Here is a 14,955-nt window from a genome sequence, read left to right on the forward strand (position 1 = left end):
ATATCAATGATTATGCCAGATGTTTCAAAGTCTCAACCGAAATCGCCTCAAAACGGCCCGCAAGAGTCTAGTGCCTTAATGGAGGAGCTTGCGCGCGTGGTTGAATATCAATCTGGTTGGGTTATGGTTGAGGTTGAGTTAAAAAGTGCATGTAATCATTGCAGTAGTAGTGAAAATTGTGGTACCTCTGCAGTTGCTAAAGCCTTTTCTGTCAAAACTCAACGTTTTGCTATTGCCAGCGATAAATCCTATCAGCAAGGCGATATGCTCAAACTTGGCTTACCTGAAAGCGTGATTATTAAAGCGGCAGCACTGGTGTATCTTCTCCCTTTGTTGGGACTCTTTATGTTTGCCGCTTTGGGTCATCTACTAGGGCTTGGTCTGGCGCTTGATACTAATACCAGCGCCATGTTGATGGCATTAATTGGTAGCGCATTAAGTTGGCGAATTGGTAAATATTTTGCCCATCGAATTGAGGCTGATGCTCAACCTGTGATTATCAGTAATTTAGGCCAAAAAGTGGATCTATTCCGTCAAGTTTAATGATTTTTACTTCCTGCATCATATCGATTAGCGCTATTTCTACCCTCATTTAAACATCAATGATGAATCTGATTGGTATTGCTACCCTAATCAGGTACAATTTGACACCATATTTTTCACCTTTTTTAGTAGTAGTCATTGCCTCATAATGAAACACATTAGAAACTTTTCAATTATTGCCCATATCGACCATGGCAAATCCACCTTATCTGATCGTCTTATCCAGGTTTGTGGCGGCTTAAGTGACCGCGAAATGGCTGCTCAGGTTCTTGATTCAATGGACATTGAACGTGAGCGTGGCATTACCATTAAAGCCCAAAGTGTGACCTTGGACTATACCGCCAAAGACGGTAATACCTATCAGTTAAACTTTATTGATACCCCAGGCCACGTTGACTTTTCATACGAAGTCTCTCGATCTCTAGCCGCTTGTGAAGGCGCGTTATTAGTCGTCGATGCTGGCCAAGGTGTTGAAGCGCAAACATTAGCAAATTGTTACACCGCCTTAGAGATGAATCTAGACGTTGTACCGGTATTGAATAAAATTGATTTACCACAAGCTGAGCCAGATAGAGTGGCGGCAGAAATCGAAGATATCGTAGGTATCGATGCTATGGATGCTGTGCGCTGCTCAGCAAAAACAGGTGTTGGTATTCAAGATGTACTTGAAGAAATTATTGCCAAAATTCCACCACCGCAAGGGAATATCGATGGCCCTTTACAGGCACTTATCATCGACTCCTGGTTTGATGCTTACTTGGGTGTTGTGTCATTAGTACGCATTAAACACGGCGTTTTAAAGAAAGGCGATAAGTTTAAGGTTATGTCTACAGGCATAAATTACAACGCTGATCGCGTGGGTATTTTTACGCCAAAAGAGAAAGATACTGCAGAATTAAAAGCTGGTGAAGTAGGTTATGTTATCTCTGGTATTAAAGAGATCCATGGCGCACCTGTAGGGGATACGCTAACACATGCTAAGCATGGCGCTGAATTGCCATTACCTGGGTTCAAGAAAGTAAAACCGCAGGTTTATGCCGGTGTTTTCCCTATTTCGACAGACGAATATGAAAACTTCCGCGAAGCATTAAATAAACTATCGTTAAACGATGCATCACTATTTTTTGAACCAGAAACCTCTGGTGCACTTGGGTTTGGTTTCCGTATTGGTTACCTTGGTCTGTTGCACATGGAGATCGTTCAAGAGCGTTTAGAGCGTGAATACAATCTTGATTTGATAACCACTGCGCCAACCGTTGTGTATGAAGTTGAAATGACCAATGGTGAAGTTATCTATGTAGATAACCCATCCGATCTACCTGCACTGAATAATGTGACAGAAATCCGTGAACCGATTGTCGAAGCCAATATTTTAGTGCCAAAAGAATACTTAGGTAACGTGATTACCTTATGTATTGATAAGCGCGGTATGCAAACCAATATGGTTTATCATGGTAATCAAGTTGCAGTGACATATCATTTGCCGATGGCAGAAGTAGTTATGGACTTCTTTGATCGCTTAAAGTCGACTAGCCGTGGTTATGCATCACTTGAATATAACTTTATTCGTTTTGACCCTGCTGACATGGTCCGTCTTGATATCTTAATCAATGGTGATCGTGTTGATGCATTAGCGATGATTATCCACCGTACAAACATTCGTCATCGTGGCCTTGCATTGGTTGAAAAGATGAAAGAGCTTATTCCAAGACAGATGTTTGATATTGCCATTCAAGCCGCTATTGGTAGTCAGATTGTTGCACGTTCAACAATTAAAGCCTTACGTAAAGATGTTACCGCTAAATGTTACGGTGGTGACGTATCGCGTAAGAAGAAGCTACTAAACAAGCAAAAAGAAGGTAAAAAACGAATGAAGCAAGTGGGTAATGTTGAGGTGCCACAGGAGGCATTCTTAGCAGTATTGAAGTTAAATGATTAATCATAATTAACCCAAAAGCTTCAAAGATGACGCCGCATTAAGCGGCGTTATCGTTATAATAAATCTAATTTATCTGCAAAAATGATTTCAGTATTGAGTCGTTAAAAATGACTTACACTGTTTGTGTTGATAATAACGTTCAAAGTGTAAGACTTATTTTAGGAGTTCTATCAGTAATGGCAGCTTATTTTTCTACCATTCTCGTGCTAGTCACCCTTATCAGTGGTCTGATTTGGCTGATTGATGTGCTATTTTTTGCGCCTAAACGCAAAGAAAAACTCGCCTTAGCCCAGTCTGGTTCACAACAGCTTAGTGAAGAAGCAATTGATAAAATTATTCGTGAGCCTGTGGTGGTTGAAACAGCGCATTCAATTTTTCCTGTTATTGCGTTTGTGATGATCCTGCGCTCATTTATCTACGAACCCTTTCAAATCCCATCGGGCTCTATGATGCCAACATTGCTGGTGGGTGATTTTATTTTAGTTGAAAAGTTCAGCTATGGATTACGTGACCCTGTATGGCGTACCAAGCTGATTGAAACTGGTGAGCCTGAGCGTGGTGATGTATTTGTGTTCAAATATCCTGAAAACCCAAAAATTGACTATATTAAACGTGTTGTGGGCTTACCTGGCGATAAAGTGACTTACACTAATAAGCAATTAACTATTCAGCCCAAATGTAGCAACGATAACGTTTGTCCTGATCCTGTCAGTATTGCACATGTGGAAGTTAATCGTGGCGAGTTTACCCATGAAGGTGTTCCATTAATCCGTTACAAAGAAACGACAGGTGGGCTTGAACACGACATTTTAGTTAATCCTTCTCGTCCTGATTTCAGACAACATTTTTATCAGCAATCAGGTACTCAAATAGGCGAGTTTATTGTGCCAGAAGGGCAATATTTTGCTATGGGTGATAACCGTGATAACAGTACCGACAGTCGCTTTTGGGGCTTTGTCCCTGAAGAAAATCTAGTCGGTAAAGCCGTGGCAATTTGGATCAGTTTTGAATTTGACCGTGACGCTAGTGGATTGTTACCAACATGGGTACCCAGTGGTGTCCGTTTTGAGCGCACAGGCGGAATAAAGTAATGGAACCGATTAAAAACCTGCCTAGATTGTGCCGTACTATAGGTTATGAATTTAACGATATTAACTTATTAACTCAAGCGTTAACCCATCGCAGCGCAGCGAATAAGCATAATGAACGCTTAGAGTTTTTAGGTGATTCGATTTTATCGATTATTATATCTGATGCCTTATATCACCAGTTTCCAAAAGCGACAGAAGGTGACTTAAGCCGCATGCGCGCCACCTTGGTAAAAGGTGATACTTTGACCATTATTGCGCAAGAATTTAAGCTTGGTGATTATTTGTTTCTAGGCCCTGGGGAACTTAAAAGTGGCGGTTTTCGTCGAGAGTCTATTCTGGCCGATGCCGTCGAAGCCATTATTGGTGCGGTATATCTTGATGCAAACATAGATGCATGCCGCAGTTTATTACTAAACTGGTATAAACAGCGCTTAGTCAATATTAAGCCAGGTATCAATCAAAAAGATCCTAAAACGATTTTACAAGAACATCTTCAAGGTTTTAAAAAGCCTTTGCCTGACTACCAAGTTGTCAAAGTTGAAGGTGAAGCTCACGATCAAACCTTTACGGTTGAATGTCGTATTACAGACTTAGCAAATGTCGTTACCGGCGTCGCAAGTTCAAGAAGAAAAGCTGAACAGCTAGCGGCTGCTCAGGTGTTGGAGTTACTGAATAAATGACCAAAAAAACTGACTTGCCAAGTCAACAAGCTGAGGCACCACAAGAGCCAAGCTTAAATGAATTATTGTCAAGGATGAACCTTGCAGCACCACAAGCCACTGCTCAATATGATGTGACTTACTGCGGCATGGTTGCCATTGTTGGTCGCCCTAATGTGGGCAAGTCGACTCTGCTGAATAAATTACTCGGCCAAAAGGTCAGCATTACGTCTAAAAAACCACAAACGACCCGTCATCGTATTATGGGGATTCATAGCGATGGCCCAAAACAAATAGTCTTTATCGATACGCCAGGTCTACATATTGAAGAAAAACGTGCTATTAACCGTTTAATGAACCGTGCCGCAGCAAGTTCATTAGCGGATGTATGCATGGTTATATTCGTTGTTGATGCCATGATATGGACTGCTGATGATGAAATGGTGCTGCAAAAAATTAAGCATCATAATGATGGTCGTAAAATTGTTTTGGCTATCAATAAAGTGGATAACATTAAAGATAAGGAATCGTTATTTCCTTATTTAGAAGAGTTAGGTAAGAAGTTTGATTTTGATGATATATTGCCAATCTCTGCCAATAAAGGCACCAATGTTCAACGTATATTGGAACTGGCACAGGTTTCATTACCTACAGCGCCATTTTACTTCCCTGAAGATTATGTGACGGATCGATCACAGCGTTTCATGGCATCTGAAATTGTACGTGAAAAGCTAATGCGCTTTTTAGGTGATGAATTGCCATATGATTGTACCGTCGAAATTGAGCAATTTAAGATGATGGAAAACGGTGTTTACCAGATTAATGCGCTTATTTTAGTTGAACGTGATGGTCAAAAACGCATGGTGATTGGTAATAAAGGTGAACGAATTCGCACCATTGCCACCCAGGCACGTTTAGACATGGAAACCTTGTTTGATAATAAAGTGTTTCTTGAAGTTTGGGTCAAAGTTAAATCTGGCTGGGCTGACGATGAACGCGCACTGCGTAGTTTAGGTTATGGCGACGATTAAACCGTTTGTTTTTGTCACTCTAAACATACGAACATGGCCACGATGAAACGTGGCTATGTTTTACATCATAGGGCTTATCGCGAGTCTAGTGTGATTGTTAACTTACTGATTGACGGTGTCGGACGTGTTGATGCCATTGCCCGTACTGGCAGTGGTAAACGTTCAATTAAATCAATACTACAACCGTTTCAGCCACTTATTATTCAATTTAGTGCCCAATCAGAAGCTAAAAACCTTTCTTTAAAAACCGTGACTCACATTGAAGCCGCCGCACCTGCTATTCCGCTCAGTGGTACTAGCTTGTATTCAGGTTTTTATTTGAACGAATTATTGGTGCGTCTGTTAACGGTTGATCATCAAGCAGAACCCTTATTTATAGCTTATCATCGCAGTTTAATATCCCTAGCCGAGTCATTTTGCTCCAGCCATTTACGTTTTTTTGAAAAAGCACTATTGCTTGAGCTCGGCGCATTACCTTCGCTGCAATATGATGTTGACGGTAATACGATTGAAGCGACTAGTGCGTATCGATTAGAAACTGATTGTGGTTTTATTCCAGTGCTACAACATAGTGCAGGTACATTTAATCACAGTCGAAGTGTAGTGCCGGGTGCTATGTTAATTGCGCTGCAAAATGAGCAGTTATCAGCAGAGCACCTCAATAGTGCCAAAGGTTTGATGCGTTTTTTACTCACGCCACTATTAGGCAATAAACCATTGTTGAGTCGTCAATTATTCGTTAAGCCCTAGCGAGTACAACAATGCGGATAATAATCTCGAATTAACTCACCATTATCAGTACAATAGCCAGACAATAATTTTATTATCATCATGATAAGGAACCTACCGTGAGCGCCATTTTTTTAGGTATTAATATCGATCATATCGCCACCCTACGTCAGGCTCGTGGCACCCATTATCCTGATCCTGTTCATGCTGCTGCAGTTGCTGAGCATGCTGGTGCCGATGGTATAACGATTCATTTACGTGAAGACCGTCGCCATATTCAAGACCGTGATGTTTACTTATTAGCAAAGACCCTTAAAACACGGATGAACTTTGAATTTGCGGTCACGGAAGAGATGATTGCTATCGCCTGTGAAGTCAAGCCTGCTTACGCTTGTTTAGTGCCAGAAAAACGCGAAGAGTTAACCACTGAAGGCGGTTTAGATGTAGCTGGCCAGTTAGATAAAATTACTGCAGCGGTGACTCGTTTAGCTGCACAGGGCATTAAAGTGTCATTATTCATCGATGCCGATAAAGCTCAAATAGATGCAGCTGTCGCATCTGGTGCACCCTACATTGAAATTCATACTGGCTGTTACGCAGACGCATATACTGATGCAGAACAAGCTCAAGAGTTAAAACGCATTGCAGAAATGGCTACCTATGCGCACAGTAAAGGCTTAGTCGTTAATGCAGGTCATGGTTTGCACTATCATAATGTTAAACCGATAGCGGCTATTCCAGAGTTATATGAGTTAAATATTGGCCATGCTGTTATTGCGCGTGCGGCTATTGATGGTTTAGATAAAGCGGTACGTGATATGAAGCAATTAATGCTTGAAGGTCGTAGAGGCGAGTAATGGCGATTGTCGGCATAGGTACTGATATTGTTGAAATTGCGCGCATACGTGATCAACGTGAACGACTTGGTGACAAATTGGCCAAGCGTGTGCTGACAGATGCAGAATTTGCACTTTATGCCGCATCAAAAATACCAGAGCGATTTCTGGCAAAACGTTTTGCCGCAAAAGAAGCCGCCGCTAAAGCATTAGGAACAGGCATTGGGCGTGGGGTGTCATTTCAACATATTCACATTGCTAATGATGCCAATGGTGCGCCCATCGTCACTTTTACCCTGGGAGCAAAAGCACGACTTGAGCAATTAAAGGGGCGTCATGGCTTTATCACTATTGCTGATGAACAACATTATGCGGTGGCAACTGTGGTGTTAGAGAGTTGATTGGGTATCCATTTTAGATTTATCTTACCCTTTATATTATTAAGGCGCATTGACGCCTTTTTTAATGGCTTTGCAAATTAGATTTTATACGTTAAATTAATAAGATAATAACTCAAAATAGAGACTCAAAATGAAATCAGCAGTAGAACAACTTTCCACCTATAAAAGTGTTCATTTGAACCCGAAAAATATTAAAACCCATTTTTTTGGGGTGCCAATGATCATTTGGTCAGCATTTTTAATGTTTGGAACATTACGCTTTCAATACGGTGACTTCGAATTCAGTGCGGCAATGGTAGTGATGTTGATTGTGCTTGGTTATTACTTCAAGCTGCATGTTAGGCTTGCTATAGGGCTAACGTTATTTATCGTCCCTGTGTTAATTACCTCTGAAATGGCAGTACATACCGCCCATCCTTTTGTATTAGCCATATCCATATTTGTGATTGGTTGGGTGATTCAATTTATTGGTCATAAATATGAAAAAGCTAAACCTGCTTTTATGGATGATTTAAATCAGTTACTTATTGGGCCATTTTTTTTAATGGCGGAACTGTATTTTATGTTTGGCTGGGAAAAACAATTAGATGCAGAAATAACACCTATTGCCAGAGATAAACGTCGAGCAATTGAAGCCGCTAAGCGGGCTGTTTAGGCTTAACGCTATACATAAACCTCAAAGTTAGCTGATTATAAAATAAAAAAGCCGTCTGATGACGGCTTTTTTATTAGTTGAGTCTGAGTAATCACTTAAGACAGAATGATATGTCCCATTAAGGCGATAACAGGTAAGGTCACTACTGTACGTAAAATGAAGATAACGAACAGTTCTAAAAAGTTAACTGGAATCTTACTGCCAATAAGCAGGGCACCGACTTCGCTCATATAAATTAATTGGGTAACTGATAAAGCAGCAATCACAAAACGCGTCAGGTCCGACTCAATTGAGCTGGCTAAAATTGAAGGAATAAACATATCAGCAAAACCGACAACAATCGTTTTAGAGGCCAGGGCAGCATCGGGGATTTGTAATAGTTCCAATAAAGGGATGAAAGGCATGCCTAAATAATCAAATATGGGAGTGTACTCTGCCAGTATTAACGCCATTGTGCCAATGGCCATAACCACAGGTATTATGCCAAAAATCATATCGACGACATTTTTAATCCCATCTAATATCACTTGTTTAACACTAGTGACTTGTGATGCGCGTTCTAATGCTTGATGGTAACCCCAAGAAAATACCCCATGACCTTTTGGGATCATCTCATCATCTGGGTGACGGGGAGTGTCATCGATATAGTTATCTTTCTTCCAAGAAAGTGGGGGCAACTTAGGTACTATGATTGCAGCGACTATGCCTGCTAAACAGACAGTCAGATAAAATGGTACAAATAAGTGCTCTAATTTAACCTGTGAAATTACCACTAAGCTAAATGTAATTGATACTGCAGAAAACGTGGTACCAATAACCGCTGCTTCTCGTTGCGTATAAAAGCGTGTTTCATACTGCTTAGACGTCATTAAAATCCCGACACTACCGTCACCTAACCAAGAGGCGATACAATCAACGGCACTGCGTCCGGGTAAGTTAAATATTGGCCGCATAACTTTTGTTAGCATAGTGCCAAAAAATTCAAGCAATCCAAAATTCAGTAGTAGGGGTAATAGCATACCTGCAAATACAAATACTGAAAAAAGCACAGGCAGTAAGTCGTTATACACTAGACTACCAGTATTACCTGAAATAATAGCTTCAGGGCCAACTTCAAAGCACGTTAAGCCAATAAATACGGCACCTAGTACTCGCATTAGTAACCAAAACAGTGACACATTAAGCAAGGCATGTAAAAAATGACTTTGTCTGACAAACTTAGGTTTGATTAATCTGGCCAGAACAGAAATAAAGGCCATAAAAATTACAATACCAGTGACAATCAGTTGAATCGTATTTCCCATTGCGGACTGTAACGCTTTAGAAACGATAGCAATAGGTATGGTTAAGCCGTTGTCTGTGCTAATAGGGGCAATAAAAAGTAACAAACCGATCAGAGACGGTATGATAAAAGTTAATATTGTCTTGAGATTATGTATTGGTTTCTGTTGGTTCACGTCTAATACCTTAAATCTACCTACTTGAGGCAGTCAATAAATTACCAAGTCCTGCCAATAAGAGTATGGCTAAAAGTATTTATGATAGTTATTTTTGCCGCAAGGTTACCGTCTATTCAAGTTTAAGTAAAATGATTCAATTAAACGAATAGTTAGCACTTATTTTTGATTATTTATATTGTATCTTAAAAAAGCTTTTATGTACTTAAAATAAATGTAATCAGAAGGTTACACTTGTTAATGAGGTCTAGTGTTTTTTTACTTTTATTCTGTTTTAGGTATCAGAGTTGTCTTAAATTGACTCTGTAGGTACATATTCACACATCTGTAACGCCAATATGCCAATAAAAATACTACTAAATTATAGAGTTTTTATCTAAAAGCGCGATAATTAAACAATAGTTTTGCTGTTTAGCACTCAGTTTTATAATTCAATGTCATTTAAACTGCATGTGCATGCGTTTAACAGTAAATGGTGTTATGACAAATCAACACAAAATTGCCCAGTTGGCTGTACGTTTTAATTTATTAGGATGTTTTGGGCTACTGTTAGGCTTGGTGATCGCCAGCACCTTAGAGATCTCGCGCGATGGATTTGCAGGTTTCTTGCTACTTCAAAGCAGTGTGAGTGAACTGGGGCATTATGGTCATTCTGAATTTGCACTGCTTTTGAATGGGGGAATATTTTTTGGTAGCCTGAGTATCGCATTAGCCTGCTTGTTTGCTTTGCAAGTGACCAAAGGTTGGCTTAAATATCCTTTTTGGTTGAGTTTCGCTGCTAGTTTTCTTGCTTTGGCAATCACAGGCCTATTTCCATTAAATGTTTATCATTTACATATTCATGGCCTAAGCTACTTAATGATATTTTCAACTGTCGCTAGTGCGACTTTTATCCTTTATGCGATTGATATGGGCTGGCAGCGAGTTAAGATTGCATCTCTGCTTGCTTCTATTTGCTTACTACTTAATTTCAGTGCGTTTATTCTCCCCTATGCAAATGTTATTTCGACTCCAACTCAGGTGACGACTTTCGTGGATATTATCGCAGCATCTGCAACGTTATCTCCCACCCCCGAGCTTTGGTGGCAGGCATTCATTCAATGGTGCAGTGATATTACATTGGTTTGTTGGGTGTTATCACTGCTGCCTTGGTTAAATAAATCTGTTAAAACATAGTGGCTTTTAAAGGTTATAGTGCATTAGTACTTTGATTTGTTTGCATCCCCGCTTCACCAAACCAGTATCCATTACACTCTATCGCTGAATGTGATGGTGTTATCGCTATCAATTCACTGTGCTGGCTGGATGCTATTTGAGTAATTAATCCTATGTCCTCCAGTCCAGTTGGTGACAATCGCCAATAATCGACGCCGATTTTAGACATTGAAGGGATCTGATTAATGAGATTAACCTTTGCTGCCGATTGAGTTTGGATACCGTTTAATCTCAGCAGAGGTTGTGACTCTTGGGTTTGGGTCAATAGCCCTTTGGGATATTGCAGACAAACAATCTGGCAATCGAGTTTAGGTTTTTGATGATGCTTGGCAGTAAAGCAACGGGCTGAATGCGCTAATGGCATGTAGCCATAACCTAAAACTTCAGTTTCGAATGGTGTTGTATTTTGTGTTAATACTTGCTCGAGCCATTTTCGGGACAGCTCGTAGGGCATCACAAATCTTGTCATGCCTAATTTTTGCATGATATCAAGACAACCTCGATTATAGAGGTTCAATGATGGGCCGCATATAAAAGGTATATTCGCTTCTGATGCAAGGTTAACAGCCGCCATGTCATTGGCTTCAATAGCAAACTCACCATTATCTATAATGCGTTTAAGCTCATTAATTTCTGAGTGCGACTCAATTAAGGTCATGGTGGTTAAAATCACTTTTTTTCCTTTAGCCGCCAGCATATGAGCCAATTCAAGGTAATCTTTATATTTCATTTCACGACGGCGACTGCAAATGACCTCGCCTAAATAAACGGTATCTATGTTGGTGTCAGCAATCGCTTGGTAATACTCAAATATGCTGGTTTTATTCCAGCAATATGTCAGGGGCCCGAGAGAAAGTTTCATGTCATTAGTCCCTATTGCCATTGGCGTTCATATGCACCCAAAGTGGTGACTTGGCCTTCTGACACTTTATCGAGTGCTGAATGCCATTGATGTTGATTTTTAAGTTTTTCGTTAAAGAGTTCTGGTGATTGAAAGTAGGCATCAATTGCCTGGCGCCACACCTGAGTGACTTGGGTGACATAAGCTGGGCTACGTTGACGCCCTTCAATTTTAAGTGAGCGAATACCTGCTTGGGCAAGCTCAGGAATAAGGCCGATGGTATTTAAGCTAGTCGGTGACTCCAGCATATATTCAGCTGTCATTTCGCTATCTGTTTGGTAACGCCCTTTGCACACCACCGGATACCCTAATTGTTCATCTTGACTGGCTTTGTCAATCAGCACCTCATTTAAGCGGGTTAACTTGTCGTTGCCAGAATCTTGCCAGCGAACATGATTAGCTGGTGAGCAAGAGCCGCCGGTATTGGGCGACTGGCCTGTCACATAGCTGGATAACTGGCAGCGACCTTCGGCCATAATACAAAGGCTGCCAAAGGCAAATACTTCTAAATCAACCGGGCTGACCTTAGCTAAGTCTCTAACTTGCTTCATGGACAGTACTCGAGGTAAAACTGCACGTTCAATGTTGAATTGCTTTTTGTAGAAAGAAAGCGCGGCAACATTGGTCGCGCTAGCTTGCACAGATAAATGCAAGGGTAGACCAGGGTAATGGTGATGGGCATATTCGAGTAATGAAATATCGGCGCAAATTACCGCATCCAGATTTAAATTCGCGGCGAGATCGATGGCTTGTTTCCAACGTCCTTCATGCCCAGGTTTTGCAAAGGTGTTTAGAGTCAGGAAAAGTTTTCTATTTTGTTGTTTAGCCAATTGACTCGCTTGTTTTATTTGCTCCGCTGAAAAATTAAGTCCAGCAAATGATCGAGCATTGGTGTCATCTTTTAATCCAAGGTAAACGGCATCTGCGCCAGCATTAAATGCCGCTTTTAAGGCGGCAAGGTTACCCGCAGGACATAAAAGTTCCATGATCTTTCTCGCAGTTTTGTTGTTATTGTCGATAGGGCGTTGAGTGTAAAAGCGATTGAGTTAACAAGGTTTGATTTGGAACAGGTTTCTAAGCATAAAATCTGGGTAAACTGGTTTGAATTATTACCCATTCCCTGTAGGAGAGCTTCATGTTAAATGGACTACAGCAATCCCTATCTACAAAAATACTAACTTCAGCACCTGTAATGACGCGTCATTCTTTAGCTATTTTACCCAAGAGCTTCAAGCGGGAGGTGATAACTAAATTGATCAATTTAGCCCTCGAAAAACAACTTTCAGCAGGTGAGATGGATTTTATTGCAGGTAAATGGCTTGGTATAAAAGTGCTTGATATTGGTCTAGATTTTGCGATAAGCATAAGCCAAGTAATCCAGCCTAAGGTGGTCGTGAGAGAATTAAACCAAACAGATGTGACCTTCAGCGGAAATATGCCTGAACTGCTGTTAATTGCCTCAGGTAAAGAAGATCCCGATAGCCTTTTTTTTCAACGTAAACTATTGATTGAAGGGGATACTGAGCTGGGTTTAGAGGCTAAAAATCTGCTTTTGTCTATAGAACTCGATACCTTACCTAAACCCATAGGCGTAGCAATTGGCAAGTTATTATTCAGTTTAGAAACGTTGCAGGCCAAAGCTGCTATAGTGAAAATTGCTTAATTTAAGTCAGGCCCAGAATCTGAATTCGTTTTGATCACAGCTTTTCTGTGTTATTAAATAAGTATAGGCATTTTACTGAAGCCTGTAATAGCTATTTCTGATAAGAACTTAAATTAATGGTGTGTTAGATAAGCAATAGTCACGGTATAAAAATAAGCCAAAGAAGGGCTAACGGACTTTGATTTTCCGACGCAAAACATCAAGGTTTTACTCAAGGGATGTAGATCGTAGACTATTATCAGTGTGCTTGAATGTAAAATATTGCACAGTAAGGCTGTAATGTTAGATAAAATATTGATATTAAAGTGTTGGTGCGTTTTAGATTGGCCACTACAATTCTGTGCCTAAGCTCGATACAGCTTGTTATTACTTAGTATTCACTTTACTCTTTACTAGGTATATAAATTCGTTCAACTAAAGGAAATATAATGAGAAAAATTCTAGTCGTTGCCTCAGTAATATTAACTTATTTAGTGTGTATTACTAGTACTTATGCAGGTGTTATTTCCTCAGAACAGGTTATAGTCCAGCAACAAAGTATTTATAATAAGCAACAAGTTATTGAAATGCTTAACAACGTTGAAGTTCAAGATAAACTGGTTGCTCTTGGTGTTAGTATTGAAGATGCAGAAATCCGTATCGCCAGTATGACGGACCAGGAATTAAATCAATTGAATACCCAAATGAATGATATGCCTGCAGCAGCAGGTGGCATCGTTGGGGTGGTCGTCACTGTATTAGTGGTATTAGTGGTACTCGATTTGGTGGGTGTTACCGACGTATTTTCCTTCATTCGGCCAATAAACTAAATCGTTTCTTCAAATATCAGTGCTACTTGTATTTTGAAATATAGCATATTCAAAAAAGCCATTCTGTTGATTGGCTTTTGTTTATTTATGAGTGGCTGTTCATCGGTTACACCTCAAACATCGCAATTGTTAGCAAATCCCCCTAATATCCCTCTTAAATATCAAATAGCCGACGTGCCTTTTTATCCTCAAGAGGATTATTTTTGCGGTCCCACGACGCTATCGGAAGTATTTAATTTTTATGGAGTGACTAAAACGCCACAGCAAATTGCACCAGCACTTTTTATTCCAGATTTAGAGGGCAGTTTACAAATTGAAATGGTTGCTGCAGCACGTCAGCAGGGGCTGCTTGCTTATGCTGAGTCTGGTAGTCTGACACAACTACTTTCTTTGGTGAGTGAAAATATTCCCGTTATTGTATTACAAAATTTATCCACAGCATGGTATCCCATGTGGCACTTCGCAGTGGTTACAGGCTATGACCTAGATAAGCAGCATGTGGTCTTGCATTCAGGTACCAATAAAGACCGAATCGCCGAATTTAAAGTATTTGAACAAACCTGGAAGCGAGGCCAGTATTGGTTGCTGGCGGCAGTGCCAACTGATACCGCAAGTTTACATTTTGATCCGTTCGTTTATGCCAGTGCAGCTCAAGATCTATTTAGTATTGGTAAAAGCACTTACGCGATTGAAGCTTTAGAAAATGCCACCCGACAATGGCCAGATTACTGGCTAAGCTACTTTTTACTCGGAAACTATTATTTAGCCATTGATAACGTCAAGGCTGATTTTTGGTATAAGCAGGGACTCATTTATACTGAGCAACTGGCTGAACAACACTCTGAGCAACAGGCTGCCTATTTAAATAACTATGCCTATAGTTTGTCTTTGTCAGGCTGTAAACCGCGAGCAATGGAAATGATTGAAAAAGCACTTAGACTGCAACCGGCAGATAACAATATTCAAAGTAGCCAAAAAGAGATCGAAAAAATGCCTGATAATTCTGTTTGTTTCAGTAATTAAGCC

General features: G+C 40.3%; 16 protein-coding genes. 13 read left to right on the forward strand and 3 right to left on the reverse strand.

The window, feature by feature from the left end:
• Positions 1–78 precede the first annotated feature (78 nt).
• From ACRWP9_RS07345 to ACRWP9_RS07385, 9 genes are all read left to right on the forward strand, one after another.
• Positions 79–543 carry a SoxR reducing system RseC family protein gene (locus tag ACRWP9_RS07345; RefSeq protein WP_434928958.1) on the forward strand — a complete coding sequence of 155 codons (465 nt, stop codon included), beginning with the start codon at positions 79–81 and terminating at the stop codon, positions 541–543.
• Between the two features lie 148 nt (positions 544–691).
• Positions 692–2,482 carry a translation elongation factor 4 gene (gene lepA / locus ACRWP9_RS07350; protein ID WP_434928566.1) on the forward strand — a complete coding sequence of 597 codons (1,791 nt, stop codon included), beginning with the start codon at positions 692–694 and terminating at the stop codon, positions 2,480–2,482.
• A 176-nt stretch (positions 2,483–2,658) separates the two neighbouring features.
• Positions 2,659–3,573, forward strand: a complete 915-nt coding sequence (gene lepB / locus ACRWP9_RS07355) for a signal peptidase I (protein WP_434928567.1) — start codon at positions 2,659–2,661, stop codon at positions 3,571–3,573.
• Positions 3,573–4,253 (forward strand): ribonuclease III, encoded by a 681-nt coding sequence (gene rnc, locus ACRWP9_RS07360; protein WP_434928568.1) that lies wholly within the window; start codon positions 3,573–3,575, stop codon positions 4,251–4,253. The genes lepB and rnc overlap by 1 nt, the downstream gene beginning before the upstream one ends.
• Positions 4,250–5,263: a GTPase Era gene (era, locus tag ACRWP9_RS07365; RefSeq protein WP_434928569.1), complete on the forward strand. Its 1,014-nt coding sequence runs from the start codon at positions 4,250–4,252 to the stop codon at positions 5,261–5,263. The genes rnc and era overlap by 4 nt, the downstream gene beginning before the upstream one ends.
• 42 nt (positions 5,264–5,305) lie before the next feature.
• Positions 5,306–6,013, forward strand: coding sequence for a DNA repair protein RecO (recO, locus tag ACRWP9_RS07370; protein WP_434928960.1), 708 nt, complete (start codon positions 5,306–5,308; stop codon positions 6,011–6,013).
• A gap of 98 nt (positions 6,014–6,111) precedes the next feature.
• The gene (pdxJ, locus tag ACRWP9_RS07375) at positions 6,112–6,849 is read left to right on the forward strand and encodes a pyridoxine 5'-phosphate synthase (RefSeq protein WP_434928570.1); all 738 of its coding nucleotides are present in this window, start codon (positions 6,112–6,114) and stop codon (positions 6,847–6,849) included.
• Positions 6,849–7,229 carry a holo-ACP synthase gene (acpS, locus tag ACRWP9_RS07380; RefSeq protein ID WP_434928571.1) on the forward strand — a complete coding sequence of 127 codons (381 nt, stop codon included), beginning with the start codon at positions 6,849–6,851 and terminating at the stop codon, positions 7,227–7,229. The genes pdxJ and acpS overlap by 1 nt, the downstream gene beginning before the upstream one ends.
• A 130-nt stretch (positions 7,230–7,359) precedes the next feature.
• Positions 7,360–7,884 (forward strand): DUF962 domain-containing protein, encoded by a 525-nt coding sequence (locus tag ACRWP9_RS07385; protein WP_434928572.1) that lies wholly within the window; start codon positions 7,360–7,362, stop codon positions 7,882–7,884.
• Between the two features lie 95 nt (positions 7,885–7,979).
• On the opposite strand, the gene ACRWP9_RS07390 is transcribed toward ACRWP9_RS07385, so the two are convergent.
• Positions 7,980–9,341: a YjiH family protein gene (locus tag ACRWP9_RS07390; RefSeq protein WP_226410689.1), complete on the reverse strand. Its 1,362-nt coding sequence runs from the start codon at positions 9,339–9,341 to the stop codon at positions 7,980–7,982.
• 480 nt (positions 9,342–9,821) lie between these two features.
• On the opposite strand from ACRWP9_RS07390, the gene ACRWP9_RS07395 reads away from it, so the two are divergent.
• Entirely contained in the window at positions 9,822–10,517 is a 696-nt protein-coding gene (locus ACRWP9_RS07395; RefSeq protein ID WP_434928573.1) for a hypothetical protein, read from the forward strand.
• A 13-nt stretch (positions 10,518–10,530) separates the two neighbouring features.
• On the opposite strand, the gene ACRWP9_RS07400 is transcribed toward ACRWP9_RS07395, so the two are convergent.
• Both ACRWP9_RS07400 and ubiU read right to left on the reverse strand, forming a co-directional pair.
• Positions 10,531–11,418, reverse strand: a complete 888-nt coding sequence (locus tag ACRWP9_RS07400) for a U32 family peptidase (protein ID WP_434928574.1) — start codon at positions 11,416–11,418, stop codon at positions 10,531–10,533.
• An 11-nt stretch (positions 11,419–11,429) separates the two neighbouring features.
• A complete protein-coding gene (gene ubiU / locus ACRWP9_RS07405) occupies positions 11,430–12,443 on the reverse strand; it encodes a ubiquinone anaerobic biosynthesis protein UbiU (protein WP_434928575.1) in 1,014 nt (337 codons plus the stop codon).
• A gap of 149 nt (positions 12,444–12,592) precedes the next feature.
• Here ubiU and ubiT point away from each other — a divergent pair, with 149 nt between their 5' ends.
• From ubiT to ACRWP9_RS07420, 3 genes are all read left to right on the forward strand, one after another.
• Entirely contained in the window at positions 12,593–13,120 is a 528-nt protein-coding gene (gene ubiT, locus ACRWP9_RS07410; protein ID WP_434928576.1) for a ubiquinone anaerobic biosynthesis accessory factor UbiT, read from the forward strand.
• A gap of 428 nt (positions 13,121–13,548) precedes the next feature.
• On the forward strand, positions 13,549–13,929 hold the full coding sequence (locus tag ACRWP9_RS07415; protein ID WP_434928577.1) for a PA2779 family protein: 381 nt from the start codon (positions 13,549–13,551) through the stop codon (positions 13,927–13,929).
• An 87-nt stretch (positions 13,930–14,016) separates the two neighbouring features.
• Positions 14,017–14,952 carry a PA2778 family cysteine peptidase gene (locus tag ACRWP9_RS07420; RefSeq protein ID WP_434928578.1) on the forward strand — a complete coding sequence of 312 codons (936 nt, stop codon included), beginning with the start codon at positions 14,017–14,019 and terminating at the stop codon, positions 14,950–14,952.
• Positions 14,953–14,955 lie beyond the last annotated feature (3 nt).

Source organism: Shewanella sp. HL-SH2 (assembly GCF_051164935.1).
Lineage (GTDB): Bacteria > Pseudomonadota > Gammaproteobacteria > Enterobacterales > Shewanellaceae > Shewanella > Shewanella glacialimarina.